30 protein-coding genes are annotated in these 25,135 nt (G+C 28.7%); 15 read left to right on the top strand and 15 right to left on the bottom strand.

What is annotated here, in order from left to right:
* Positions 1-3 precede the first annotated feature (3 nt).
* The 4 genes from KA833_RS06290 to alsE are packed head-to-tail and all read left to right on the top strand — an operon-like array spanning position 4 to position 2,595.
* Positions 4-321 (top strand): PTS fructose transporter subunit IIB, encoded by a 318-nt coding sequence (locus KA833_RS06290; protein WP_070657095.1) that lies wholly within the window; start codon positions 4-6, stop codon positions 319-321.
* 14 nt (positions 322-335) lie between these two features.
* Complete coding sequence (locus tag KA833_RS06285; RefSeq protein WP_070657098.1) at positions 336-782, top strand: PTS sugar transporter subunit IIA; 447 nt, start codon at positions 336-338, stop codon at positions 780-782.
* 13 nt (positions 783-795) lie between these two features.
* Positions 796-1,896, top strand: a complete 1,101-nt coding sequence (locus KA833_RS06280; RefSeq protein WP_210128628.1) for a PTS fructose transporter subunit IIC — start codon at positions 796-798, stop codon at positions 1,894-1,896.
* Positions 1,897-1,908: 12 nt separating this feature from the next.
* Positions 1,909-2,595 (top strand): D-allulose 6-phosphate 3-epimerase, encoded by a 687-nt coding sequence (alsE, locus tag KA833_RS06275; protein WP_070657103.1) that lies wholly within the window; start codon positions 1,909-1,911, stop codon positions 2,593-2,595.
* Between the two features lie 437 nt (positions 2,596-3,032).
* Here the strand turns inward: alsE and KA833_RS06270 are convergent, their stop codons facing one another.
* Together KA833_RS06270 and KA833_RS06265 are read right to left on the bottom strand one after the other, a co-directional pair.
* Positions 3,033-4,985: a purple acid phosphatase family protein gene (locus KA833_RS06270; RefSeq protein ID WP_210128627.1), complete on the bottom strand. Its 1,953-nt coding sequence runs from the start codon at positions 4,983-4,985 to the stop codon at positions 3,033-3,035.
* Between the two features lie 255 nt (positions 4,986-5,240).
* Entirely contained in the window at positions 5,241-5,456 is a 216-nt protein-coding gene (locus KA833_RS06265; protein ID WP_070657109.1) for a zinc ribbon domain-containing protein, read from the bottom strand.
* A 256-nt stretch (positions 5,457-5,712) separates the two neighbouring features.
* Between KA833_RS06265 and KA833_RS06260 the strand changes: the two genes are divergently transcribed.
* The 5 genes from KA833_RS06260 to KA833_RS06240 all read left to right on the top strand — a co-directional run bounded on the left by KA833_RS06260 (position 5,713) and on the right by KA833_RS06240 (position 11,212).
* Positions 5,713-6,078, top strand: coding sequence for a DUF4870 domain-containing protein (locus KA833_RS06260; protein WP_070038702.1), 366 nt, complete (start codon positions 5,713-5,715; stop codon positions 6,076-6,078).
* Between the two features lie 475 nt (positions 6,079-6,553).
* Positions 6,554-7,807, top strand: coding sequence for an ATP-grasp domain-containing protein (locus tag KA833_RS06255; RefSeq protein WP_210128626.1), 1,254 nt, complete (start codon positions 6,554-6,556; stop codon positions 7,805-7,807).
* Positions 7,800-8,921, top strand: coding sequence for an MFS transporter (locus tag KA833_RS06250; protein ID WP_210128625.1), 1,122 nt, complete (start codon positions 7,800-7,802; stop codon positions 8,919-8,921). Before KA833_RS06255 ends, KA833_RS06250 begins: the two co-directional genes overlap by 8 nt.
* The gene (locus tag KA833_RS06245) at positions 8,902-10,197 is read left to right on the top strand and encodes a tetratricopeptide repeat protein (protein WP_210128624.1); all 1,296 of its coding nucleotides are present in this window, start codon (positions 8,902-8,904) and stop codon (positions 10,195-10,197) included. The genes KA833_RS06250 and KA833_RS06245 overlap by 20 nt, the downstream gene beginning before the upstream one ends.
* Positions 10,190-11,212 carry a class I SAM-dependent methyltransferase gene (locus KA833_RS06240; protein ID WP_210128623.1) on the top strand — a complete coding sequence of 341 codons (1,023 nt, stop codon included), beginning with the start codon at positions 10,190-10,192 and terminating at the stop codon, positions 11,210-11,212. Before KA833_RS06245 ends, KA833_RS06240 begins: the two co-directional genes overlap by 8 nt.
* Before the next feature lie 142 nt (positions 11,213-11,354).
* Here KA833_RS06240 and KA833_RS06235 read toward each other — a convergent pair whose 3' ends face one another.
* The 3 genes from KA833_RS06235 to KA833_RS06225 form a co-directional block, all read right to left on the bottom strand.
* The gene (locus tag KA833_RS06235; RefSeq protein WP_210128622.1) at positions 11,355-12,671 is read right to left on the bottom strand and encodes a type II restriction enzyme; all 1,317 of its coding nucleotides are present in this window, start codon (positions 12,669-12,671) and stop codon (positions 11,355-11,357) included.
* Positions 12,661-13,506, bottom strand: a complete 846-nt coding sequence (locus tag KA833_RS06230; protein ID WP_245336274.1) for a DNA adenine methylase — start codon at positions 13,504-13,506, stop codon at positions 12,661-12,663. The genes KA833_RS06235 and KA833_RS06230 overlap by 11 nt, the downstream gene beginning before the upstream one ends.
* A gap of 142 nt (positions 13,507-13,648) precedes the next feature.
* On the bottom strand, positions 13,649-13,960 hold the full coding sequence (locus KA833_RS06225) for a hypothetical protein (RefSeq protein WP_210128621.1): 312 nt from the start codon (positions 13,958-13,960) through the stop codon (positions 13,649-13,651).
* 30 nt (positions 13,961-13,990) lie between these two features.
* Here KA833_RS06225 and KA833_RS06220 point away from each other — a divergent pair, with 30 nt between their 5' ends.
* The 3 genes from KA833_RS06220 (at position 13,991) to KA833_RS13865 (ending at position 15,133) form a co-directional block, all read left to right on the top strand.
* On the top strand, positions 13,991-14,476 hold the full coding sequence (locus KA833_RS06220; protein ID WP_348634307.1) for a DMT family transporter: 486 nt from the start codon (positions 13,991-13,993) through the stop codon (positions 14,474-14,476).
* 73 nt (positions 14,477-14,549) lie between these two features.
* Positions 14,550-14,852, top strand: coding sequence for a hypothetical protein (locus tag KA833_RS13870; protein ID WP_245336273.1), 303 nt, complete (start codon positions 14,550-14,552; stop codon positions 14,850-14,852).
* Between the two features lie 98 nt (positions 14,853-14,950).
* Entirely contained in the window at positions 14,951-15,133 is a 183-nt protein-coding gene (locus KA833_RS13865) for a hypothetical protein (RefSeq protein ID WP_245336272.1), read from the top strand.
* Positions 15,134-15,352: 219 nt separating this feature from the next.
* Here KA833_RS13865 and KA833_RS06210 read toward each other — a convergent pair whose 3' ends face one another.
* From KA833_RS06210 to KA833_RS06190, 5 genes are all read right to left on the bottom strand, one after another.
* Positions 15,353-15,904: a DUF488 domain-containing protein gene (locus KA833_RS06210; RefSeq protein ID WP_210128620.1), complete on the bottom strand. Its 552-nt coding sequence runs from the start codon at positions 15,902-15,904 to the stop codon at positions 15,353-15,355.
* A gap of 472 nt (positions 15,905-16,376) precedes the next feature.
* Positions 16,377-17,252, bottom strand: a complete 876-nt coding sequence (locus tag KA833_RS06205; RefSeq protein WP_210128619.1) for a hypothetical protein — start codon at positions 17,250-17,252, stop codon at positions 16,377-16,379.
* Between the two features lie 26 nt (positions 17,253-17,278).
* On the bottom strand, positions 17,279-18,022 hold the full coding sequence (locus KA833_RS06200) for a hypothetical protein (RefSeq protein ID WP_210128618.1): 744 nt from the start codon (positions 18,020-18,022) through the stop codon (positions 17,279-17,281).
* A 40-nt stretch (positions 18,023-18,062) separates the two neighbouring features.
* Entirely contained in the window at positions 18,063-19,034 is a 972-nt protein-coding gene (locus KA833_RS06195) for a hypothetical protein (protein WP_210128617.1), read from the bottom strand.
* A 19-nt stretch (positions 19,035-19,053) separates the two neighbouring features.
* Complete coding sequence (locus KA833_RS06190; protein WP_210128616.1) at positions 19,054-19,758, bottom strand: FRG domain-containing protein; 705 nt, start codon at positions 19,756-19,758, stop codon at positions 19,054-19,056.
* A 684-nt stretch (positions 19,759-20,442) separates the two neighbouring features.
* Here KA833_RS06190 and KA833_RS06185 point away from each other — a divergent pair.
* On the top strand, positions 20,443-20,928 hold the full coding sequence (locus KA833_RS06185; protein ID WP_245336271.1) for a hypothetical protein: 486 nt from the start codon (positions 20,443-20,445) through the stop codon (positions 20,926-20,928).
* A 278-nt stretch (positions 20,929-21,206) separates the two neighbouring features.
* Here the strand turns inward: KA833_RS06185 and KA833_RS06180 are convergent, their stop codons facing one another.
* From KA833_RS06180 to KA833_RS06170, 3 genes are all read right to left on the bottom strand, one after another.
* Positions 21,207-22,040: a CPBP family intramembrane glutamic endopeptidase gene (locus tag KA833_RS06180; RefSeq protein ID WP_210128615.1), complete on the bottom strand. Its 834-nt coding sequence runs from the start codon at positions 22,038-22,040 to the stop codon at positions 21,207-21,209.
* A 38-nt stretch (positions 22,041-22,078) separates the two neighbouring features.
* Positions 22,079-22,411, bottom strand: a complete 333-nt coding sequence (locus KA833_RS06175) for a helix-turn-helix domain-containing protein (protein WP_210128614.1) — start codon at positions 22,409-22,411, stop codon at positions 22,079-22,081.
* A gap of 270 nt (positions 22,412-22,681) precedes the next feature.
* A complete protein-coding gene (locus KA833_RS06170; RefSeq protein WP_210128613.1) occupies positions 22,682-23,611 on the bottom strand; it encodes a helix-turn-helix transcriptional regulator in 930 nt (309 codons plus the stop codon).
* Positions 23,612-23,691: 80 nt separating this feature from the next.
* On the opposite strand from KA833_RS06170, the gene KA833_RS06165 reads away from it, so the two are divergent.
* Entirely contained in the window at positions 23,692-24,120 is a 429-nt protein-coding gene (locus KA833_RS06165; protein WP_210128612.1) for a VOC family protein, read from the top strand.
* Between the two features lie 114 nt (positions 24,121-24,234).
* Here KA833_RS06165 and KA833_RS06160 read toward each other — a convergent pair whose 3' ends face one another.
* Both KA833_RS06160 and KA833_RS14075 read right to left on the bottom strand, forming a co-directional pair.
* Positions 24,235-24,432, bottom strand: coding sequence for a VOC family protein (locus KA833_RS06160; protein ID WP_210128611.1), 198 nt, complete (start codon positions 24,430-24,432; stop codon positions 24,235-24,237).
* Positions 24,433-24,545: 113 nt separating this feature from the next.
* On the bottom strand, positions 24,546-24,650 hold the full coding sequence (locus KA833_RS14075; protein ID WP_481906377.1) for a hypothetical protein: 105 nt from the start codon (positions 24,648-24,650) through the stop codon (positions 24,546-24,548).
* Positions 24,651-24,736: 86 nt separating this feature from the next.
* On the opposite strand from KA833_RS14075, the gene KA833_RS06155 reads away from it, so the two are divergent.
* On the top strand, positions 24,737-25,132 hold the full coding sequence (locus tag KA833_RS06155; RefSeq protein ID WP_210128610.1) for an Lrp/AsnC family transcriptional regulator: 396 nt from the start codon (positions 24,737-24,739) through the stop codon (positions 25,130-25,132).
* Positions 25,133-25,135 lie beyond the last annotated feature (3 nt).

Below are 25,135 nucleotides of genomic sequence, written 5' to 3'. Positions count from 1 at the left end.
TATATGAATATCGTAAGCGTTTGCGCATGCACAGTAGGAATTGCACACACATATATTGCAGCAGAAAAATTAGAACAAGCAGCTAAAAAGAAAGGTCATTCCATTCAAATTGAAACACAAGGAACAATTGGTTCGGAAAATGAATTGACTGAAGAAGCAATAAGTAATGCAGATATTGTATTACTTGCAATAGACGTGAAAATAGCAAATAAAGAGCGTTTTGATGGAAAAAAAATAGTTGAAATACCTACAGATTTAGCAATTAAATCACCAAATAAATTAATAGAAAAAATAGAAGAAATTGCTGTGAGTAAAAGTTAAGGGAGATGAAAAATTTGGAACTTACAAATATCTTAGATAAAAATATAATTTTTCCTAAATCTAATTATACTAGCAAAGAAGAGATTTTAAGAAGTTTAGCAGCATCGTTCAAAAAAGAGCAATACATCGATAATATAGATGTTTTTTTAAATGATGTTTATAACAGAGAAAATGAAGGTGTGACCGGAATTGGTAATTTACTAGCAATCCCACATGGCAAAAGTAAAAGTGTTCAGAAGCCAGGCGTCGCAATTGCTACATTAAATAATAAAGTCGAGTGGGAATCATTAGACAATGACGGTGCTCAAATTGTGTTTTTAATTGCAATAGGAACCGAAAACTCAACAGATCACCTCAAATTATTATCACAAATAGCTAGAAAATTAGGAAATGATGAAATAAATTCTAAATTACTTAACGCCAAAAGAAAAGAAGAAATCATACAGGTACTTACATCTTAAAGGGGGCAGGATTATGAAATCATTTTTCAATAATTTAAATTTCAAAACACATTTATTAACAGCCATTTCATATCTTATCCCTGTAGTCTGTGGTGCTGGGTTTATGATTGCTATAGGAATGGCATTCGGTGGAGATAGCTCGACTGATTTAACTAAAGCAGGTTATTCATTTTGGGATGTCCTCGCTGTAATAGGAGGCATTGGATTAAAATTATTACCTGTGATAATCGCTACTGGTATTTCCTATTCTATTGCAGACAAACCAGGTATCGCACCTGGGGTAATAATAGGTTTAACCTCAACAGCAGTCGGTGCTGATTTTATAGGTGGTATCATTGGTGGATTTCTAACAGGCTATCTTGTATTAATCATCATTAAGTTTGTAAAATTACCAAATTGGGCTAAAGGCCTTATGCCAATGCTTGTTATTCCATTTATCGCTTCACTCATTGGTGGATTGATTATGGTCTATATCATTGGCGTTCCAATAGGTGCTTTTACACACTGGTTAACAGAATATTTACAATCGTTAGGTGGCACTTCTAAATTATTCTATGGCTTATTGATAGGCGTACTAGCTAGTATAGATTTCGGAGGACCTATTAACAAAACAGTATTCGCTTTCGTTTTGACTTTACAAGCTCAAGGCATTCATGAACCTATAACTGCATTGATTGTCGTTAATACTGCTACGCCGTTAGGATTTGCTTTAGCTTATTGGGTCGCTAAGTTATTCAAAAAAAATATTTACAAACAAGTCGAAATTGAAACCCTGAAAACTGCATTCCCAATGGGCCTCATAGAGATTGTTGAAGGTGTGCTACCTCTTGCATTGAATGATATTATCCGTAGTGTTATTGCTACTGGAATTGGTGGTGCTGTTGGTGGTGCGATTTCTATGGTGTTAGGCGGAGATGCACAAGTACCATTCGGAGGTTTTCTTGTGCTTCCTACCATGTCACAACCTTTTACTTTTGTCCTAGCCGTCTTGGCTAACGTAATTGTTACTGCATTTGTACTCACTATTTTAAAAAAACCGATTGATGCATCCAATGATATACAAGAAGAAACAGAAGAAGACGATATAGATTTAAATGAACTAAAAATTTCTTGAGGAGTGACATTTATGGTTAAAGCACAATTTTCACCATCATTAATGACGATGGACTTAGATAAATTTAAAGAGCAAATCACTTTTTTAGATCAACATGTCGATTCGTATCATATAGATATTATGGACGGACACTATGTTCCAAACATCACGTTGTCACCATGGTTTATTGAACAAGTTAAAAAAATTTCTTCTGTACCAATTTCTACGCATTTAATGGTAACGCATCCAACACAATGGATAGAGCAATTAATAAAAATCAGAAGTGAATTTATATGTGTACACGCAGAAGTTATGAATGGCATTGCTTATCGTTTAATCAATCAAGTACACAACGCAGATTTAAAATTTGGAGTTGTTTTAAATCCAGAAACTAAAATTGATATCATAATGCCCTATATAGATTTAGTTGATAAAGTAACAATCATGACTGTTGATCCAGGTTTTGCAGGTGAAAAATTCATTGATAGTACATTGGAAAAAATACAAGAATTACGTGTTATTAGAGATGATAATAACTACAATTATCTTATTGAAATGGACGGATCATCAAATAAAAATACATTTGAAAAGATTCAAAAAGCTGGACCAGATATCTATATATTAGGACGGAGTGGACTTTTTGGATTAAATGAAAATATTGAAAAAGCATGGTATGAAATGTTACAAGATTTTAATAGCGCTAAACAACATATTTACTAGCTGTAAATTCAATGAAGACAACCCGAATAATAGGTAGTTCGCCGTTCGGTTATAAGCTTTTGTTACTGACTTGCCCTGATAAGAGTTCTGAGAAAATCCGCCATATGCACTACTTTCCCAACAACCCTTAAAAGGGTTGTTTATTTTTTTCTTCCTAGTTTCTTCGCCAGTAAAAGATTTATATATTCAACAAGTGTTACTTGTTCTGCAACTCTGACTATTCTTCATTCATGTGGTTGTTAAATATCGTATTTCTCTAAAATTGCGATGTAGGTAAAAATGAATACTTGCGATATATCACACAGTAAAGTTCAACATAAAAATTTCAATACACACTTAATATACACGGTAGCGTATAGTGACGGCACACAACCTTATGACTTACCTCTCTATATTTTGATAAAATTACCACTTTTCATATATTACTGAAAGCGAGTTTAATTATCATCTTTATTAATGCGGACACGATCAATCGGTTCACCAAGTTTTTCATTACCTTGTGGTACATGGTATGTTAATACTTCAATATAATCCTTCGTGATGTTCACTTTCGTATAAGCAGGTTGGTTATCCTGTATTGATTTAACTGCATAATCTTTTTTTCCATCTAATTCATAGAATTTGCTACCACTAGCAGAGTTTAATGTTACATAAATTGTACCGTTTGGGTTCGAGTATGTTTGTGGTGCCGCTCCATTTTCATCCCATTTTACTTGAGCATCTTTACCATTCATAACATGTGAACGACTATAAGAATGGTCATGTCCACCTAATACTAAATCAACATTGTACTTTTTCATCAACGGCGCAAATTTATCACGTCTGATTTTTGTTGCTAACTTATCAGAATGTTTGCCTGCTGAATATGGATTTCTGTGAGTGAGTGCGACAATCCACTTGGGATTTTGATCTTTAGTATCTGCAATCGCACGTTTCATCGTTTCTTCGTGCCCTTTATAATCCAAACTCTCAGAGTTTAAACTGACAAAAAGTGTATCATTATGTGTAAAATAAAAATCAGAACTCGCCAGGTTTTTACCACCATTTTGCAAATTAGGCAGATTAAAATGTTCAGAATAAGCTTTATTGGCACGATCATGATTACCTAAAGTAGGTACAACTGTGAAATTTTCCATCCCTTTGGCTTCTATAAAACCACTATATGCCTTTTCATCCCAAGGCAAATTGACTTGATCTCCCAAGCTCATTAAAAAATCTGGATTTTTATTTAACTGTGCCATTTGATTCACAGTATTTTGCCATCCTGCATTATCCGCCTCTAAATCTCCCGAAGCACCTAGTTGTGGATCAGCAACAGCGATAAAATTCGTTTCTCCATTATTATTCGTATCAAAACGACGTATCGGGGATTTTTCTCCATTTACACCGTTAAAAAAGCGATACATGTAAGTTGTATTTTCTTCTAAATGAGGCAGCGTTGCATGAGTATAATTCATTTTTGGTATATCTTTATTTAGCAAGCGTTTTGTATTGCTACCTTTATGTGTTTCTCCTTCTAGACGTCTTGCATTAGAAAAATCACCCTGCTCATTTGCTTTTGCAATTTCCACATAACCTTGCTCGTCCGATTCATGATACCAAGTTAAATTCTTTTCGGTGTTATCTTTGCCAATCGTCATGATCGCATAACGATGGTCATTGGATTGTGTTTGCTGTGTAGTTGCTTTTTTATTATTTGATTCCTGATTAGTGGTACGCTCAGTATTATTTTGTTGAGGTGATTGATTTTGCTGATTTGGATTATCTGTTGTAGCGGCTTCATCTGATGTTAACGCTTTGTTCGACTTATGATTATCTTCTGCAGTTCTTTTATCTAATTTTTCCTGTTTGATTTGTTGATCTGAAGTAGCATCCTCAATTTTATCCGCTTCATTTCCCCACTGTTGATTATTTCCTGGGTTATACTGATTGGACGTCGATTGACTTGGTAACTTTGGTTGTTCTTTCGCTGCTGTATATGGTTCTTTTTGTTCTTGGTTATCAGATGGTTGTATTTGTTTATTACTTTCATCTTGTTGCTTATATGTAATTTGTGTATTTTGGTCTACTTCCTCATCGGCATTTTTAGATGAAGTTAAATTATCTTCACTTAAATTTTGATCATGATTTGCTTTTGACTGTGCCTTTGTATCATTTGCTGCATCTTCCTGATCATTACCCTCAATGTTAGCTACTTTATTAGCAAGTGATTCTGTTTCTAACGCTTTATCTGAAGTTTGTGTGATTGTATCATCGTTTTGATTCGTTTCATTGATTGCTTCTGTTTTTTTCTGTTGATCCTCTACTTCCGATGCACTAGCATCTTGTGTCCCTACAAAAATGCCTGCCGCAGACATCGTAAATATGAAACTCGAGGTGCTTTTTTTCATAAAATAACGCCACTCCTATCTATTTTTTAAGTTACTAATTCATATTGATTACCACGAACGTAACAAAATAGTATTAAGTTCAAATTAAATAGAAGTAAATGTTAAATTAAAAAAGTGAACCAGAAATCTAATTAAAAAGATTTCGTAGTCCACCTCATAATGTTGACTAGTTTTAAAATACGATAAAATTCCATCTGTATTTATACAGTTATCGTAAAACAGTATTATATAAACCGTCGTAATTATTTATAATTTCTATCCTCCAAAGAACAAATCGACAATATCTGTTGTTCTATTTTTATCCACTTTATAAAATTCTGTATAGCCACAATTTTTACAAGTTATTGTTGTAAAATTATTATGTTGCAAATCAAATATTTTAGAAAAACCTGAACCTGTCGCTGAAAGTGTTCCTTCTTCAACTTCTGTATGTCCACACTTAACACAACCATTATGTGTTTCTGCTGCCATTATTTTCCACCCCTTTGTCATAAGCTTTATTATGTACATATCACTGATATGGTCACTTTAAACTTTATGGGATGTTATAGGGATTGTGGCCTTTGGAGGTTATGTGATTACGAATATGCATATTAAAATTCAAATACTCTCTGTATGTTAATAATATTTATATGCAAGATAAATTTAAGTATACAAGTTTTGCTAAATCAATTAATATAGTTATATAGTATTTTGATACTATATATAAAAACAAAGGGGTTAAAAAATGAATTTACTAAATCAATCGAAAAATCCACATGCTTTTCCAAATGTAAGTCAAAATGATAAAACAATGGCTATGTTAATTTGGATATTAAACATATTCACAGGTTTTATCGGTCCATTAATTATATGGCTTATGAAAAAGGACGAATCTGAATACTTGAACAAGCAAGGTAAAAATTACTTGAATTTTGCAATAAGTTATACTTGTTATATTATTATATCTTGGATATTGACTATCGTACTAATAGGTTATATTCCGCTATTTGTTTTATCAATTGCAGGATTTGTTTATGCAATTATAGGTATTGTTACAGTAAATAAAGGTGAAGATTTTGTTGTCCCTCTTACAATTGAAATCATTAAGTAATAAAAATTCTCTAATGAGGATCATTTGTTAAAAATTGATAATAATTTCTTTTAAATTTTGAATGAGTTAAAAGTGTAGATGATAGTAAAATATTGTCTACACTTTTTATATAGATTTTTCTAAATAAGATTTCATAGTATTTACAACTTCATTTTCTTCTTAAGTGCAAGAATCCCAATTATTACATTATGCGCTTCAATAACTCTCATCATTCTACCTTGTTTTTTTATTCTTTGATTATCTTTTAAGATAGATAAATCATGTTGCACATTGTAACTTTTAAAAAAATAAACCTGACAGGTTAAGTAAATATTCTTAAGTCTTTTATATGTTTAAAACTAACACTTTTTAAGAAATATCTATAAAGATCTTCGACAAAAACAAAACGCACAATCCATTTTTATATCATTTTAAACCATAAAATTATATGGTATTATTTTTATATAATAAATGTTTTGTGAATGAGGAGGCTCATATGAAAGAATATCTATTGTTATTAGGTGCAGATCAGTTTCTTAGAGAAAGATCTTATGCAGGTGGCAAAGCAATCGGAGATTTCCAAGTTTGGACAGCTATTAAGAATGCAAAATTTCAATATAATGCTTATTGGGATTTTTGTATTAATGCTAATCCTTTAAACTATGAAGAAATAAAAAATGAAATAGCTTACTATAAAACGCAAGGTTACAAACCTAAATCTATTGTTCCTTTAAATGATTGGACACTAAAAGTCGCTAACAAACTAAATCAAGACTACGGTTTGCCTTACCTTGAAGAACAAGTCATAAACGCTTGTAGAAATAAAAGTATAATGAAGTCAATATTTGAAAAGTTTAGTATCCCTACACCAAAGTCTATGTATTTTAATAGTGGATTACAATTAAAACAGCTAATGAATGAATTTAATTTTCCAGTAATTATAAAGCCGGTTGATTTTGGAGGTAGTGGCGGTGTTTATTTAGCCAATAATAAACAAGAATGTATGGATGCCTATACTAAATCGAAACAAACGATGGAGATCTATGCAGATGATTTCCAAGTTTCTAAAAGTGGATTTCTGATTGAAGCATTTATTGATAGTGATGACGAAGTTTCAGTTGAAGTACTGTGTGGTCATAATTTCTATAAAGTCATTACTGTTACAGAAAAATATTTATCATCTAGACCGTGGTTTACTGAAATGGGTCATTTAGTTCCCAGTTTCAGATATAAAGATAAAAATATTAAAGACCTTGCAATACAAGTTTGTAAAACTTTAGGAATTTCACGTGGAGTTGCTCATGTTGAAATAAAAATTAAAGACAACAACCTCTATGTCATAGAAGCTGCAGCTAGACCTGGTGGCGATGCTATTATGGATTTAGTCGAATCTTCTTATGACATTAACCCCTACAGCCTTCATATATCTATGTATATTAACAATGACGTAAAACCTAAATATACATTTACTCCCAAAAAAACTTCTGCCATAGCATTTATGAAAGCTCCAAAAGGTAAGATCATGCATATTCATTACCCAGATGTATCAAAAGATCCTGAAATCAAAAAAATAAATATACTTAAAAAAGTTGGAGATATCGTAACTGATCCCGAAAATTGGAGCAATCGTGAAGGACTCATTCAATTGAACTGGCCTGAGTTACCAACTTCAAAAACATACAAACATATTCACAAAGCCAATGAATTAACAAATGAAATTTTTGACTGTAGTGATGTTCATAATGATTAAATATTTAACCATTACTGCACTATATCGATTTATCTGTGGAGGTTTAATCCTCATTATAAATTGGGAACTCGCAAATCCTGAATCTACGAGTGATTTAGCGCTGGCTACAATCCTTTCATTTGTTCCAGCAATATTCACTCCATTTCTAATAAGGCTATTCTTTAAAAATTATTCAGGTGCTGGCCTGACAAAATTATCTTTTTTAGTACTTTTTTATATAGTCATTATCATAACAGTATGTTACCGAAACGCTTTGCTATTAATTATTCTAAATTTTGCTTTATGGATTGTATTTTTCCTTTTAGAAACAAGTTTAGAATTTTGGTTTTCACAATTAGTTGAAAAGAAAAGTGAAATATTTATTAATAAATATAGTTCCCTTTCAATGACTATCAATCAAGTTGCTTTAATGGTAGGCCCTTTGTTTGTTTCAGTGATTGTTAATTTTATTACACTTCGTTGGATATTTATATTGTATGCCTTAACCTATCTACTTCTTTATATTGTCATTAGAAAGCAAAATAAGGATAATCAACTACCTTCTAAAGATGATGAAATTCATACTAAAGAATCTGTAAAATTTACACATTACTTTATAAGTATGCTTATGTGGCCAATATTAGGAACTATCAATTTTATGTTACCTACTTTTACAGCTTTTAAGAGTGGAGAAGTTCATGAAGTCGCACTATTGGACTGTGCTTTAGGGCTAGGAATGGCTTTAATTGGAATAATACTCAGCAAATTACGATCTAATAATTGGTTGAATGTATTTTTTATACTAAGTATTGCTATCACTGTTATGTGGTATTTGACTGAAGGGACACTTGTAATGAAATTACTATTAATGCTATTGTTCGGTTTCACTTTTGGCAGCGCAAGAATTATTTTCAGAAAAATCATTGTTACAGCATACGCTAGTCACACTGTAAAACATATTTATTCCCTGGGAAATGCTTTGGGGCTACCAGTTCTTGCATTCTGTATTTATCTTGGTATATTCAATTTAAACTTTGTTTGGTTACCATCATTTATTTTGTTAATTATATTAATGCTTTTATTGAAAATTGAACATCACGAAAGGAACACTACAATTGAAAAATCATTTAATTAAAAGGAAAGATATTTATAACAATGTATATTACTCGCAACAAGAAATTGATATCGAAAAATTATATGATCATCTTTATGGAATGATTGAACCCCTTCAATATGTAAATATTAATACTCAAGATATATTTCTATTACAATTACAAACAATTGAATATTTAAGTAGCATGGAAAAAAGAAAGCATAATAAAGCATTAGAGAATTTAAAAATTCTAAACATCAATTCAATAGATAATACTGATACCGTACTTTTAAATAATGCTTTAGAAAAACAAGCAACTTGTAAATACACTGATGCTCACCAAAAATATAGAGAATTACTTAATAATAACCCAAAAAATCGACTTGCTTTCTTTGCCCTTCATATGATGGAATTTAATCTTGGATGGCAAAAAAGCATGCTTGAATCATCACAAATTGTAGTTAATTCTTTTAAAAATACAAATCATTCTTTTTATGGATATAGCAAAGGGATTGAATCATTTGCTTTAATTGAAAATGGAATGTTTAACGAAGCAAAAAACGCAGCCGAAATTGCACTTAATATAAATCGTAAAGATGTATATTCAATACATGCTATGTGTCATTATTTTTATGAAACAGGTAAATATCAAGAAGGCATATTGTGGATGAAAAAAATGAAGCCATATTGGGAATGTAATAAAGGTATGAGAATTCATGTATGGTGGCATTTAGCAGTATTTCATTTATTCAACTTGGATTTCAAAGAAGTTAAACAGATTATGACGAATGAAATCATCCGCAAAAACATTGAGAATGGGTTTGAAGATTTAGATGTGACTGCCCTACTTTGGAGATTACATTTATTGGATGAAAATAATATTATTCCTTATAAGTCATTAAACAATTGGGACGATTACTTAAATAATAGTCACTTTATTTTCAATGATTTACATGCTTTAATAGCCTATATATTAAAAGACGAAAAAGAAAAAATTGAATCACTTATTCAACAGGTAAGAGAAAGACAATATAATACAATTAATTACGAACAATATAATTTATTATGTGGCTTTTACGATTTTGCTAGACAAAATTATTCTGAAGCTTCTAAAAAATTGTTTCCGTTATTAAATAATACAAATTTTGGAGGTAGCAACGCTCAAAGAGATATTATTCCATTAACGCTCTATTTTTCATTATTAAAATCTAACAATTTAAATGAAGCTCGGAAATTATTAAACACCTGCAGAGCATTTAAACATCCTTCTAAATTAAAAGAAAAGCTATTATTTGAGTTAGAAGGTGATGATGATTAACACTCTACAATTTATAGAAAATAATGATTTGCGCACTTTCAAAATAACTAGTGATAAAGAGAATAATCTAACTGTTGAAAGTGGACGTTTAGCCATAATAGAATGTTCTAATAAAAATAAAGTAACAAAACCATTTCTTATTGGTGTTGGAGAAAAGTTTGAAATACACAAAAATAAAAAGTACTTTATAAATTTATTAGTGTCTAACACACGTATTTCACTTTCAAATCACTATAATCTAACCGTAGAAGATGATGAAGATACTCAAAAACTATTTGCTGATATCGATGACTACTATTTTGGTTACGAAGAAAGATATAAAAAAATTTATAGCATTGGTGCTGATTTATGGGAAACAGGAAAACCAAATGAATCATTATTAATGGTTTTTCGAAGATATCCAAATTTATTTAAAGGGAAAGTTATAGATTTAGGGTGTGGAGAAGGAAGAGATACCATTTTTTTACACAAACAAAATATTGATGTACAGGGTATCGACATTTCTCACAGTGCAATTGAAAAAGCAAAAGTAAAAATTGGAAACTTTAATGACGAACAATCTATATTCAGCACTGGAAATGTACTTTATTTAAATAAATATGAAGATGAAACTTTCGACTTAGCTATGAATATGGGCTGCTTACACATGATTCATAAAAATTCAGACAGATTATGTCATCTAAAAAATGTTGCAAGAGTTTTAAAAAAGGGTGGTTACTTCTTAGTTGATCATTGCAAATCAGAGTGGGGCAATGGATTCCATACAATAGAAGATTACGATCAAGTTAAAGAACAATTAAAGAACTTTCATAAAGAAAATTATATAGACAGAATCGTACGCGTAAATGGAGAAAAAATAAAAATACCATTAAAAGTTATTCCTTATTTAGAAAAGTCAAAGATAGATCTAATAAAAGAGATCACATACTTTGGATTCGAAGTAGTCGAAACTTTTGACACTGACACAGAATCCTTTGGCAACTCTACATTAGCCCTGTTTAGAAAAATATTGTAGTAGTGCTTAGCATTAGGAAAAGACTGTAAAAATATTTGAAATAAATCGTTTTACAGTCTTTTTACTTCCAATATTGAGACATTTTAATATTTGTATAGCTCATTTTAATTTTATTTTCTAATCTCTAAAAATAATTGAATATTTAGCTCAAATGTGTGAGCTTAATTATCCATTGTAACCATGAATAGACTGAGTTAGCTCTTCTATCAATTACATTTTCTGAACATACATTCAACTCTCTCATCTTTTTTATAATAATCTCTTTATCTGGGATTTCCCCATATTTTATAACAAATTTAAATAAATCATTAAATATCTTATGTTGAAATATCAATTCTATAATTTTTAATTGCCTTTGTTTGTAAGGTAATTTATATATATCAAAAGCTAATTTCGTTAGCTTTACTTTCTTACCCCCGTCTCCAAACTTCTCTTTATCAAATAGTCCTAAATATTTACCAGCATTAAAATAATAATTTGATTGCCTAGGAGTAAAGTCCATCAATTCAAAAGCAATTTGAATTTCAGTTTGTGGATTTTGATATAAATTTTCTAGTAGAGAAATAATTCGATCCATAGAATCAGCTTGAATAAAGGGTGTATCATTTTTATCTTTTTCGTCATAATATTTAGGATTAGTATGTTTATATACCTCAATAATATCTTCTAAAGAAATATTAACATCTTCAATCGAATACATACTTTCTTTCACTTTTTTTATAGAAGACATATTATTTTTATCATCAAATTTATATTCAAATAATCTAAAAACTTTATTAGCATAAATTGAAAAAACTAATCTTATAGGTTTATTTACTTTTTTACTCCATAACCTATATGGATAATATAGCTGTCGCACATTAAAATCTTCATTGACTATATTCTTAGCTTCTAATATAACAACTGATTCATCATTTTCAAATCCTCCGTCTATTTCGCACTGAGCACTCTCAACATGTATAGGTATAAATGATGAATTATCAGTTCTTTCTAATTTAAAGTCAAATTTACCAGTACCCATTCTACCATTAAATGTGCTGTGGTTTTCATTAGTTTCTAAAAAATGGTCTAAAATTTTTGTTAGTATAAGAACATTAATAGCATTTGCTTCTGATGTAATTTCTTCAATTTGAATACTCTCTAGTTCTGGTAACTCTACATGAAATACATCTTCATTTTGTTTAACAAACTCAGGCAATTTCTCATATATATTAAAATTACCTAAAATATAACTTGTTCTACTAATAGGTAAGATATTGATTTTATTTTTTTTGAATTTATTTGGAACTTGTTTACTGGCATCCCATTTACTCATTAACCTAGGTTCTTTATATTTTTTTATTTCTTTAGCCTCAAGCTTAAAAAAACCATATGCAGAAACATTTTCCGCAATATTAAATTTATCGAACAATATATCCCAAGCTTCATTAACTGTATAATTATAGTTCTCATACTTCATAATTATAAACTAACACCTCATTTATATCTCCTCTTTTACTTGCGTTACTATTGATAGCTCTTTTAGCCTGAACCGTTTTAATATTGTAATCAGCATATAATTCTCTTATAAAAGGGGTATCAGAATTTGAAAGTAAAAACTTAATACCTTTAGCATTCAATTTATCGCATTCCTTTTTCAAATCTAGTTGATCATCTAGACCAAAACCTTGTTCTGTGTATCCAGTAAATGAAGATGATGTGCTTATTGGAACATATGGTGGATCAAAGTACACAAAACTTCCTTTACGCAAACCTTTTAATGCCAACTTATAATCTCCATTTAAAATCTTAACATTTGAACTATTAAAATAATTAGTCATTGCTCTAATCATTGTTTCATTTACAATGTTTGGTGACTTGTACTTACCATAAGGGGTATTGAAAAAACCAGATGAATTTACTCTATATAAGCCATTATAACAAGTTTTATTCAAATAAATTATACGAGCTGCCCGGCTTATTTCACCTATATTCTTATATTTAACGTCTCTATCTAATGCACGTAATTTATAAAAGTATTCTTCATTATTATTTTCATTATGATACATCAATTTTTGAATCAATTCTTCCGGATAATTTTTAATTACTCTATAGGTATTAATCAATTCTTCATTTAAATCATTGATTATAGCTCTTTTAGGCTGAACATTAAATAACACAGCTCCTCCACCCACGAATGGTTCTACATATGTCGATATATTTCGAGGAATTAATGGGGAAATTTCTTTTATTAATTGTCTTTTTCCTCCAACCCATTTTAAAATAGGTTGGAGAATAGGGTTATATTTTTGCAAATTTTTTCTTTCCTTTTCTAAAATAAATTCAGTTAATCTATATACTTCAGAGTATCAATAAATCTAATTTTAGTCCATACTCTTCTACTATTGTTTAATCGCAGTAATATTCTGTTATATTGATATTTCTATAATTTGTGAATTATTTTTTCTTTGATAAACTTTCAATATTCGGGTTTTGGTTAGTTATGTCTTTTATCTTTTTATCAACGATTTCTTTAAACTTTTTTTGAATTAATTTTCTTGCCGGTGATATATCTTCACCTTTTTTGTAATTTTCTATCAGTTCTTCAAGTTCATTAATATTTTGAAGAATTGACCTATTTTTTATACATTTATTTAAATAAACTATATAAAAAATTTTTTGTTCATAAAATTTATATTTCGATTTCAAATTATTATATTCAGCAACTATAGCATAATAATCTTTCACTAAATTTATAGCTTTCATCATAAAATTTTTATCATCATTAAATAAATAGGTGTGGCATTAATCTCACTAGGTAATGAAGACGAACTTAATATCTTTATAGTGGGTATAATATTAGTTTTATTAGCCTCCTTTGGTGAAAGCGTATATTTTGCATTCCAAAAAAAGTATTTAGATAAATATGGTTTTATTCCATTGACGATTTATACAATTATTGCAGGCGCATTATTTATGTTTATATTTTTACCGGGAAGTTTTAATGAATTACAGACGGCAAATATGACATCGATATTATCTGTCATTTATTTAGGTGCATTTCCAACTGTTCTACCTTACATTGCCTTAGCTTATACAATACAAAAAATAGGTGTGTCAGATGCGACGATTTCATTATACTTAACACCTGTTGTTTCTTTAGTATTGGCATATTTTATGTTAGCTGAAATACCTACTTTATTTGCTATTATTGGTGGTATTATTACATTAATTGGCGTAACCATTACATCATCAAATGCTGAAGAAAGTGTAGATTTGAAATAGCAATGATTATATTAATATAAAATTAAGTTTTTATATTCCATTTTTACCTATAATAATTAAGGAGATTATACATATGGAAAAAGATATAATCAATATAATTGAAAGACACAGAAAAGATATACAACTTGATAACAATCAGTTAATTATCAAATTAAAATGCACTCCAATCAATAAAAAAGGTAAAGAGTTATTTGAGGTTTTAAATTATGTAATACAAGAAAATTATATTTTAACTTTTGGAAGCAATGAATATGAATGCTACAAATGGCAAGCATATTATAATGGAGAAAATATGATAGAAAAATATCTAAATAAGTATCTTGATAACGAAATTGTATTGTATGCTGTACCATTATCAAAAAAAATGTTGATATAAAAACTAATTCAGTTGATATAAAAAAAGCTAATCAAGTTAATATTTTCGCTGAAAGTATAAATTCAATCAACGCAAAGAAATTTATTTATAATGAAGAATTGACAGATACAAGTAATACTGATTTATTAGTTGCTATCAATAACATAGAAAATTCACTTAATAATTATGAGGCACCTAATTATAATGATATGTCTGTAGTTAAACAATTCGCTAAATCATCATCTAATATCGCAAGCTTTGCAGCAGATGTTATTACCATTCTAGGAGTATTTATAAAATAGATCTTTTTGCAAATAAAAACTCAAGTAAAAAAGACTCGAATCTAATCGGGTCTTTTTTGTTAATTAATTATATAAATGTATAATTGGATGCTGTTAAATTATTTCAAATGACCTATTATATTTTTAAATATCTATCAAATAGCATCACTTGTGACACACTACTGGGTCTTCTTTGATCATGTGATTTTTATTCATTACTTTTTTATTTATCATTGGAATTTATTTTGTCATAAAGGGATATACAACATGTCCATCATCTTCAATGATAGGCATTGCTCCCCATTCTCCTAATTTATGCGATTTTAATTCAATGTCATTATTATTTAAAATAACATGTGTTACATTTTCATTATGTGCCTGTAGCCAATTACTAATAATCAAACGATGACATCTTGAAGGATGACGTTCAGCACATAACAATGCAACCACATTATTATCTTTCTCTTCCATCAATATATTGATACCTTCTTTAAAATCGTCGGTCAAAGTATAATCTGCATAATTGTGAAATGATTGATTTTTCCAACCAGCATTCAAATTTTCTCCAACTACGCCAGAACGTTTTCTTCTTCCGCCTAGTAATGAAATATGTTTATATTTTATATTGTGCTCTTTTAGCCAATCCATAAAGTCATGTTGGTTATATTGTGGATGTTTTTTACTATTTGGAAATGAACGAACATCTATAATTTTTGTTATCTTGGCTTTTTCTAGCATTTCAAGAAATGTTTCTAGATTATAATTATAATGACCTATTGTAAATATTGTCACTTCTAACCAATCCCTCCGTCATTTTTAAAGTATAAGTGACGTTATTACAATACCTAATTATCATTATTATTTCGCTTATTAAAGATAAGATAAATTATTACTATTGCTATAGGAATGAAAGCAGAAAAAATAGCCGAATAACTACCATTTTTAATTAAAAACGGTAAGCAGACTGCCATAATTATTAAGCATATAGTTAATACTATAATGGCATACACTTTACTTTTATTCATCTTGTAACTCTCCTTCAACTTATTATTTTCATAAATATAACAGAGCTTCTTGTGTAATAGGAATTCTGTACGCTCCTCTCATTTTCTTAGCTGAAATAAAACATTCTGTATAGATTGGATAAAGTATTTCTAAATTTAACTTTGTATTCGCAATTCTGACGTCCACATAGTATCTAACCCATTCTTTAGTGTCATATAATATTACTCCAGTTATCAAGGCTGTCTATATATTATTTCCATCAAATCACTTCACTTTTTAAAACTAATTCATTTCCATACTCTTCATAAAAGTCTTTTATAGACGCTTCTCCACCTAATAACCTATACACTATTTTTTCACTCTCTGTTAATGTGCTCATATATAAAACTCTTAAACTATTCTCACTATTTTTTGTATCTTCCGTTATTTTCAAAATAAATCTATGTAAATTAAATAATACATAAAACTCATTTTTAATATTATTTTTAGAAAGAATTTTTTCTATTTTTTTATTAATATCATTATTTATCTCCTTTTCCATTTCCTTAGTATCAATAGGATCAAAGTCTATTAATGACCTAAGCACATACATATTTACATCTTTTGTATTTATAGAATTTTCCAATTCTTTTATAGCATTAATGTAATATTGATATACCTTTCCATTAGTTCTACTATAGTATGAAGGTGGGTCATGAAAGAACCAATGTGTCACCTCACTCTTTATCACTCTTTCAATATGATTAAATTTGTTCAGATTAATATTATTGGTTAACTTACCAGGGTCTGTATAATCGCTAATATAATCTACTTCTTTGTACATTATATTTAAATCTGCCTTAATTTTATTCATAGTTTCGATTGTGCGAAAGAACTTGAATTGTGTATTATTTTCCTTCAACTCTTGTTGCTGATCAATTAATGCTTGCGTATTATTAGCCATTTCTTTTTTTTGGATTTTTAAATCTGTATTCTGCATTAATGCAGTCAAAATTAATAAAAAAAATGCTAAAACCGAAACTAAACTTTCATCAAACATTGTTCCATTCTTAATTTGTAATCCATATAAAAAATTTACAATTAAACTTATCGCACCAACTATTAAAGATATTTTTATTACCAAACTATATTTCATTCAATAAACTCCTATCATTAATTTAATCATACTAATTTTTGTTTAGACTTACTCAAAATTTCAGTTATTTTTTCAATTTCTTTAACCTTTTTAGAAATAATTTTATTTTCAAAATCCTGAATATTTTCATCTTCATCTTTTCCACTTTTGGACGTTATAAAATTGGGATGATTGAATTCTCTCATTACAGATATTTCTACAATATTAATAAACTTATCTATTTCTTCCAATTCATCTAATAATTCACTTAATACATTTAATTTATTATTTATTTTTTCTAAAGAATTTAATTGCAAATTAATATGCTGATTACTAAGGATTTTAGTTAATTCTTCTTTAAACTTGTTTATATGATTAATAATATAGCTTTCTTTAATTAATTTGAAACTTTCTAAAATGAAATATTTATCAAAAGAATTTGTATGAAAAATTTCTTTGAAATGCATTTGGTTACTACTTTCAATGTCCTTTAGGTTTATTTGATAAGTTTGTTGTTCCTCATCTAATCCTATTTTTATAGCAAATCCTTGTTTTATATCAATTAGTTTATTTTCTAGAAATTCAATTTTGCCAATATATTTCTCACTAATTAAATCTAACATTATTAATGTTTTTTCATTTTTCACTTTTTCAGTATTTGCTTCCTTCTTAGTATCAATATATAGTTTTACAAAAGTAAATATGAAAGCTAACCCAGTTATTATAGATCCTAATAGCTCAGCTCCATGTTCATATAAATAATTATGCTCTATTGCTCCAATTACATTCACAAGAACAGCCTCTCTTCATTTATTAATAATAAACTAAATATTAATATGGTAACTTCGATAAATTTACTAATGCGTTAGTAAACCCCTGTTTATTTAGTGAATTTTCTACTTCTTCTAAATTTTTTTCACTGTTGGGATTAATAATTACTTCTTTTAATATTTCGTTTGTAATTTTACAAGAAGCGAAAGGTTTATTGTTCATGTACAACTCTGGATTTAGCAGATTATCCTCATTGATATTGAAAATAATGTATCTAATTTCTTCTTCTTGTCTTAAATACGGGTTTTTGAACAATAATGAAAAGAAATGCAGTGCTTGTACTACACTCCCTATGATTTCTTCCATATCATCAGGGTCATATTTAAAATTATCATGAGCGACCAACCAAGCATGAGCTAAAGCTTTAATATATTTAGACTGTACTTCATAGTCATATTCCACTTTTACAGGAAAAACATATGCATTACCAACTGTATACTCATCAAGTGTTTTCTTGCCCTTTGAGTAATAACTTGCAAGTTGTTCCATTACTCCCTGACTATCAAATCCTAGAGCAATATCTCCATAATTTGATAACGCTTGTGAATAATCATTTTCACTAAAAGACCAAACATATACATCATTTGGCAAAATAGTATTTAGTTCTTCTAATTTGAGGATTATATCATTGGGTGCCCCTAATAATTTTAATTCCTCTTTCATTAACTCATATACATATTTAATTTCTTTATCATCATTCATATAATGTATTGATCCGATTAAAAAAGTAGATGATGACAGAATTTTTTCAAATGCTTCATATGTAGTATAATGATATAAATTTTTAATTTTTTGGGGGTTTGCATAGAATTCATTTGCAATAAGCTCTGGTTGAACACGTTGATAAAAATTAGAATTCACATCACAGTAATCATTTAATAATTGCATTCCTTCCTTACTCATCGACTGAACTGTTCTTTTTACATCTTCTGACACCTTTGGATCTTCAAGCATTTTTTCTAATTCTTTCATATTATCCTCTCCATTCCATTTATTCATTAATCGAATCCAACTCATCTGTTATATTATTTGATCCATATGGTTGTGCTTCCATAAGCCAATTCACATGGCTTGCTAATCCATCTAAATCAGGAAATAACGATAATTCATTTATTCCATAATATGATAACTCTTCTCTTAATCTCGTTCTATACCGCTTATCAATTATAATTTTAGTTAATTCTTCTTTTTTCGATATGTTTTCTTCAATAGACGCAGTTGGTTGTTCATGAATTGTGAAAATACCACTTTGTCTTACTACTCTTGTTGCTAACCCATTTGGTTTAACTTTCTTTATTCCCTCACTCTCAAACGGACGCACTTCCTTTACATTAATATCTGATTTTTTCAAATAAGCATAAATAACAGCATCACAATCTTCAAAGTCTTTCACAGCAAAATATGCTGCTACTAAAGGGTTGAAACTCCAATCTAACAATCTTGTAGCTAAACCATGATGCTGAGCAATAGTTAACATATCCCAATCGTTATAAGACTCCTTAAGAAATATCATAGCTTGACGTTTCCATGCATAAAAAGTTTCCTCATCATTGTATTTGTCATACGGTGAACGCCCTGCTTTTGGCACCAAATCCCATTTTTCATTACTATGCCCTCTAAATAACCATAAACTATTACCTCTATAGCCATCGAGAACTTCGTGTAATTCTTTAAATGATTTAATTTTTCTTTTCATAAACACCTCTCCAAAAAGAACGTATGTTCCCATTATTTATATAACTATATTAGCTTATATCTATATAGAAGTAAACGTTAATAACCAATTGGTGAAAATTGTTATCTCACTCAAACTTACCGTTCATCAACATATATAAAGGAGCACTTTTATGTTTATAGACAATAATTCAAACAGTGAAATACTTAAGGCTTTTGCAATCTTATTTAATGAAGCTATAAAAAATCTTGAATCTCACACAGACGTCATAATAAAATTTAACGCTAAAATTAGAAAAAGGATTTCAATATCATAAAGATGAAATTATTATAAAAGATGATTTTAGTACATTAATATCCCAGTTTGGTAAACTAGGAAGCTTTTCTATTATTTCAGAACGTTTACTTTCAGGATTGTACTTGTGGTTAATAGATAACTATGAAGAAGTTTCTGTTAATGAACAATTTAATACTACAAAAAATGAAATTATATCTAAATTTATAAATGTACAAAATGAAACATTTACTAATTATCTAAAATTTATATAGAGGATTCACTATAATCACGAAACTAACAAAGGAGGAAATAATAAGGAGTAAAATAAATGGAATTTGCATATTATAAAACGAAAACATTAGCTGATTTTGAAAATGAACTGAAAGCACTTGCTTTACATAAAAAATAAAAAGAATAGAGGAAATTAAAATGAAAAAATTATTAATATTGCTATCAATCATAGCGATAGTTGTAGTTTTATTAGCAGCAGGTGTATTTGGATATTCGAAATATAGAGAGGTTCAATTAAAACAAGAAAACTTACAAACACAATTAGAAGAAAAATCTTCTAATGAACAAAATAATGAAAACAATGAAAATGTTCAACAAGAACAAAGTTACAATAACAATGAAAATCAATCATCTGAAAATAATCAAAAAGAAGATAATAATAATGAACAAAAAGTAACTAGAGAAAATGTATTTGATTATGCCATAGCTGCAATAAATGAAAATGGTGATGCTGACTTAATGAAATTCCAAGAGCCATCTTACAGTGATGGAGTATGGACAATTGATGCTAATAATAAATCTGGTGTAGGATCTAACATGATAAAAGTTTATGATGATCGTTGGGTACAGATATATAATGGTGCTGGTGATGTGATTCAGGAAACACAAATTGAATTACAGTAAAAAATAAAAGAACATCAACTATAGTATCTAATAATGAATATCGATTATATATAAGTCTATGTCAGAATAATAATGAATCAAAGAATTAATGTTTCAAATAGGACATTTCCTACTTTTTGGAGTAGGAAATGTTCTATCATTAATTTTTTATATCATTATTCAATTTAGATAATCGTTGCCCACTTATTCATACAGTTCCGTATAATAAACTTACTACATTATAATTTAACCAATATAATTGAAATGAATTAATTTTAGACGACTATATTATATCGATATTATAAACTTTTTAATTTATCCTTTCTCAAAAATAAGAGAACAACAATAACCAAAGAGTAACCCACTATAGAAATTATTGATGCATCCATGCCATAATCCCCACCTGTTATAAACACATTACTACTATTTATTATATATTGTAAGATACCATAGTCTTCTTTACTATTCGTAATAACAAATATACCTCCAATATTCCAAAACATATGTAATGATATACTTGCCCAAATTGAAGAATACTTATAACAAGCAATTCCATACATAATTCCCGCAATGGTCCCAGCAATAATTAATAAATAAAAATCTAAACCCACTAATTTTCCATTGAACAAATGTACCAAACTAAATAGTACAGATGTTGATATAATTGCTATAAAGATATTTGTCTTATCTTCAATGTATTTTAACAGCACACCTCTAAATATAATTTCTTCTACAATTGGCGCAACTATACTTGAAATGAATAATACAGAAATGACCATTTCGATGTAATCTTTTTTAGAGGCAAATTGAGTAACAATTATGTCACCAGATATAAAAACAAAATAAACAGTTATAACTATAATTGGTAATAGTAAACCTAAAATTATACATAATGGGTAAATTTTAAAAGTAGTAATCCTATAATATGATAGCTTGTTTTTCAAAATTTTATTTACTAATAATTTAACAAAACCCATGGTTACTATAAGGTAAGTTAAACCATGTAGCACATATTCAAAAGTATATAAGCTAAATATATGCCATAGGATACCTAAATTTTGCGCAAGTACAGAAATAATAAATAGTATTATACTTAACCCAAGAATTTTTAAAATAACAAATAAATTTTTCATATTATGACTCCTCAACAATAATTAAGAGGACTTATATATTAACCAAAAATTTGTGAAAGTGTTCCGCCAATAATCAATATGATTACAATGATTAGCCACCATCTTTTAGAAGCAAATTCCCAAAAATTCATAAGCTCAGATGTATAATCTTTATCATCGGTATCTTCTAATTCACCTTTGCCATTAACCAAGTTATCAAGACTAACACCAAATAGCTCAGCTAAATTATTAAGCATCTGAATATTAGGCTCTAACGCTCCTTGTTCCCATTTTGAAACAGATTGTCTAGTAGTATTCAATTTCTCAGCTAAAGCTTCCTGCGTTAAACCAGAACTTTTTCTGTATTTTCTAATTTGCTCTGCAAGTCTCATATATAAGTCACCTCCCATTAAAGTTATCAATTCTATATGTAATCTTCTGCATATAAAATTGATCATTGCGTCTTTAAATTAGATTATCAAGTATATCATTCATTAACATAGTTCACTTTCATAATGTAAAAATCGTATCACTTGTGATACGCTTCTGCTTATCGGTTGGTTATGCGGTATTCTAATTATACAACGGATTAATTATATATGTTTAAGCTTATCATTTATGTGATACTCACCTTTATCATTGCCATTATAATTAATTTACTATTAGTACATATTTATTATTTTAGTTAATTCAGCTTTAACAGCTTTTTTCAAACTAATAGGAGATTCTACTTTGACATTGGCCCCACATGTGACTATCAATTTAGCTATAAAACCTATATCTTTCGCGTTCATTTTTGATTTGAATAAGTGAGTCTCTTCGTCAATCTTTTCAGTCATATAGTCACTCCACAGGTATCCTTTCAAGATATTTAATCCAATAACATTACTTCTAATTTGTATATCAATCGTATTTTCATTTTCAACCATGAACTGTTGAAAATTCTGCATAGTTATTTCATTACATTCTTGAGTTTCTCCCATTTCATATACTTCTTTTATTTTAGAAATATTTAACAACTTCACTAATTTTAATCCTATATTAACAACAACGAAGTACCATTGCTGATTTTTATACAAGATACCAATACCTTTATATTGTCCTTTAAAGTAATTTTGTGAATAACATATTTTAAAAGACTTATTACCAATTATTAATTTAATGATTTCATTAAATAATTTATAATTTTTGAGTTGATACGTGTCTTCATTAAAATATTGAAATACCCCATTATACTGGTTTATCAGTTCTTTTTTATTCGAATTATTATATAACTTTTTTAATATTTCTTGGTATTCTGTTTGAAAAGGTAGCTTACTCACATTTGAGATACTTGAAAGCGTAAATACTAAAGCTTTCAATTCTTCGTCTGTGATTGCTATTTTCGTTTGGTTTCGATTACCTATAGTCGTATAGCCACCATTTTTCCCTGTACTACTATATAAAGGCACTCCCAATGCTTCAATTTCCTTTATATCCCTTAGAGCAGTACTACGAGAAATATTAAATTCTGACATTAAATCTTTCAACTTGAAATTCCTATTTTCATTACAATATTCAATCATATGATATAACCTAATAGATTTTTTCATTATTATTCCCCTTTTGGTATCAATAGGTGAAACTATTAAAATGTATACTCTATTTATAACAAATCTAAGGAGGAAAAACTATGAAATTTCAAGTAAGTCCCTATTTTTTAATTACGCAAAATGCAGATGGTTTAAAAAGGTTGTATGAAGAACTATTTGACGCTAAAACGCTATATATCCAACGTATTAAGGATAGACCGATAGATAAGCAACTTAATATCGAAGAAAAAGATTTAAATAAAATTGACCAATGTGTCCTTCAATTTGGAGATATAAAAATTATGATTGCGGATGATACAGAAGGTTTACCTATAACCCAAGGTAATAATATATCGCTTTGTATCACTTTTGACCGCATAGAAGAAACTAAACGTGTTTATGACCAGTTAATAGACAAAGGCAGTGAAGTATTAAAAGCATTTAGTCCAGAGTTCTATACTGAAGGTTATGGTTATGTAAAAGATCCTTATGGTATCTCTTTACATTTATTTACGAAAAGAAAAGGTTAAACCAAGTTTCTAGTGTACTACTACAGATATTTGTCTTCAGTTATATAAAAAGTCCTCTTACATAATTTATACGTAAGAGGATTATATATAACTCATTTTTAATTTATAATACAATCAAAATTTTACTGGTTCTAATAATTCAATGATTTCACCGTTTGGACCTTCAATAATTACATTTATGACTTCAACTGCTGGCTGACCTAATGATAATGATTCATATGCGTTAAGTATTTTAACATTATTATTCTTTAAATGAGCTACTACTTCTTTTATCGAATCTACTGTTAACGCAAAGTGTAATACATGGCCCATGTATATTCTCATTCTGTTTCTTAAGTTTTTTGCCCTCACGTGGAACTCTCGCATGCTTATCAAATACTTCAATATATGTTTGTCCATCTAACGAACGTAGCATACATGCTTCTTTAATATGGTATTCTTCTAAACTCCAATGATGGGCTTTTTTTAAATTGTAGTAAATTTGTATAAAACGAAATCGCTTCTTCATAATTTTCTGCCATAATAGCAATATGTGTTAATCCAAATATTTTTATTCTTATCCCTCCTAATTAAAAGTATATTCACATAAAACTTTATTTAATAAGGAGTTTTTCATTTGGATAATACTGATAAATTATTAATCACACTTTTAAAAGAAAATGGCCGATTATCTTATAAACAACTTTCACAAAAGGTTCATTTATCACAACCTGCTGTAAAAGAGCGTATCGAAAAATTATTAGACACTAATACTATTTCAAAATTTACTATTGAAACAGGGCAACTCAAAAATCAAATATCAGCTTTTATACATATTAAAACAAGTCAGTGTATCGAACTAGAGAAGGTATTAAACAGTCTGAAGAATATTAAAAACGTATATCGCATGGCAGGTTATTATAATTATTGTGCAGAAATTCAATGTGAGAGCCACAACCATTTGTTAGATATACAAAAGTTATTAAGGTCTTTTGGACCTTCGCAATTACATATCGTTACCGAACATCTTTAATTT

Origin of the sequence: Staphylococcus sp. GDY8P67P (assembly GCF_017892545.1) — a bacterium.
Taxonomy (GTDB): Bacteria; Bacillota; Bacilli; order Staphylococcales; family Staphylococcaceae; genus Staphylococcus; species Staphylococcus ureilyticus.
Note: the sequence above shows the minus strand (reverse complement) of the source record. Positions and strands in the feature narration are given on the sequence as shown.

Coding starts and splice junctions, on each gene's coding strand:
- KA833_RS06290 (WP_070657095.1), top strand. CDS start 4: ATGAATATCGTAAGCGTTTGCGCATGCACAGTAGGAATTGCACACACA.
- KA833_RS06280 (WP_210128628.1), top strand. CDS start 796: ATGAAATCATTTTTCAATAATTTAAATTTCAAAACACATTTATTAACA.
- alsE (WP_070657103.1), top strand. CDS start 1,909: ATGGTTAAAGCACAATTTTCACCATCATTAATGACGATGGACTTAGAT.
- KA833_RS06270 (WP_210128627.1), bottom strand. CDS start 4,985: ATGAAAAAAAGCACCTCGAGTTTCATATTTACGATGTCTGCGGCAGGC.
- KA833_RS06265 (WP_070657109.1), bottom strand. CDS start 5,456: ATGGCAGCAGAAACACATAATGGTTGTGTTAAGTGTGGACATACAGAA.
- KA833_RS06260 (WP_070038702.1), top strand. CDS start 5,713: ATGAATTTACTAAATCAATCGAAAAATCCACATGCTTTTCCAAATGTA.
- KA833_RS06255 (WP_210128626.1), top strand. CDS start 6,554: ATGAAAGAATATCTATTGTTATTAGGTGCAGATCAGTTTCTTAGAGAA.
- KA833_RS06250 (WP_210128625.1), top strand. CDS start 7,800: ATGATTAAATATTTAACCATTACTGCACTATATCGATTTATCTGTGGA.
- KA833_RS06240 (WP_210128623.1), top strand. CDS start 10,190: ATGATTAACACTCTACAATTTATAGAAAATAATGATTTGCGCACTTTC.
- KA833_RS06235 (WP_210128622.1), bottom strand. CDS start 12,671: ATGAAGTATGAGAACTATAATTATACAGTTAATGAAGCTTGGGATATA.
- KA833_RS06225 (WP_210128621.1), bottom strand. CDS start 13,960: ATGATGAAAGCTATAAATTTAGTGAAAGATTATTATGCTATAGTTGCT.
- KA833_RS13870 (WP_245336273.1), top strand. CDS start 14,550: ATGGAAAAAGATATAATCAATATAATTGAAAGACACAGAAAAGATATA.
- KA833_RS06205 (WP_210128619.1), bottom strand. CDS start 17,252: ATGAAATATAGTTTGGTAATAAAAATATCTTTAATAGTTGGTGCGATA.
- KA833_RS06195 (WP_210128617.1), bottom strand. CDS start 19,034: ATGAAAGAATTAGAAAAAATGCTTGAAGATCCAAAGGTGTCAGAAGAT.
- KA833_RS06190 (WP_210128616.1), bottom strand. CDS start 19,758: ATGAAAAGAAAAATTAAATCATTTAAAGAATTACACGAAGTTCTCGAT.
- KA833_RS06185 (WP_245336271.1), top strand. CDS start 20,443: ATGAAAAAATTATTAATATTGCTATCAATCATAGCGATAGTTGTAGTT.
- KA833_RS06180 (WP_210128615.1), bottom strand. CDS start 22,040: ATGAAAAATTTATTTGTTATTTTAAAAATTCTTGGGTTAAGTATAATA.
- KA833_RS06175 (WP_210128614.1), bottom strand. CDS start 22,411: ATGAGACTTGCAGAGCAAATTAGAAAATACAGAAAAAGTTCTGGTTTA.
- KA833_RS06170 (WP_210128613.1), bottom strand. CDS start 23,611: ATGAAAAAATCTATTAGGTTATATCATATGATTGAATATTGTAATGAA.
- KA833_RS06165 (WP_210128612.1), top strand. CDS start 23,692: ATGAAATTTCAAGTAAGTCCCTATTTTTTAATTACGCAAAATGCAGAT.
- KA833_RS06160 (WP_210128611.1), bottom strand. CDS start 24,432: ATGGGCCATGTATTACACTTTGCGTTAACAGTAGATTCGATAAAAGAA.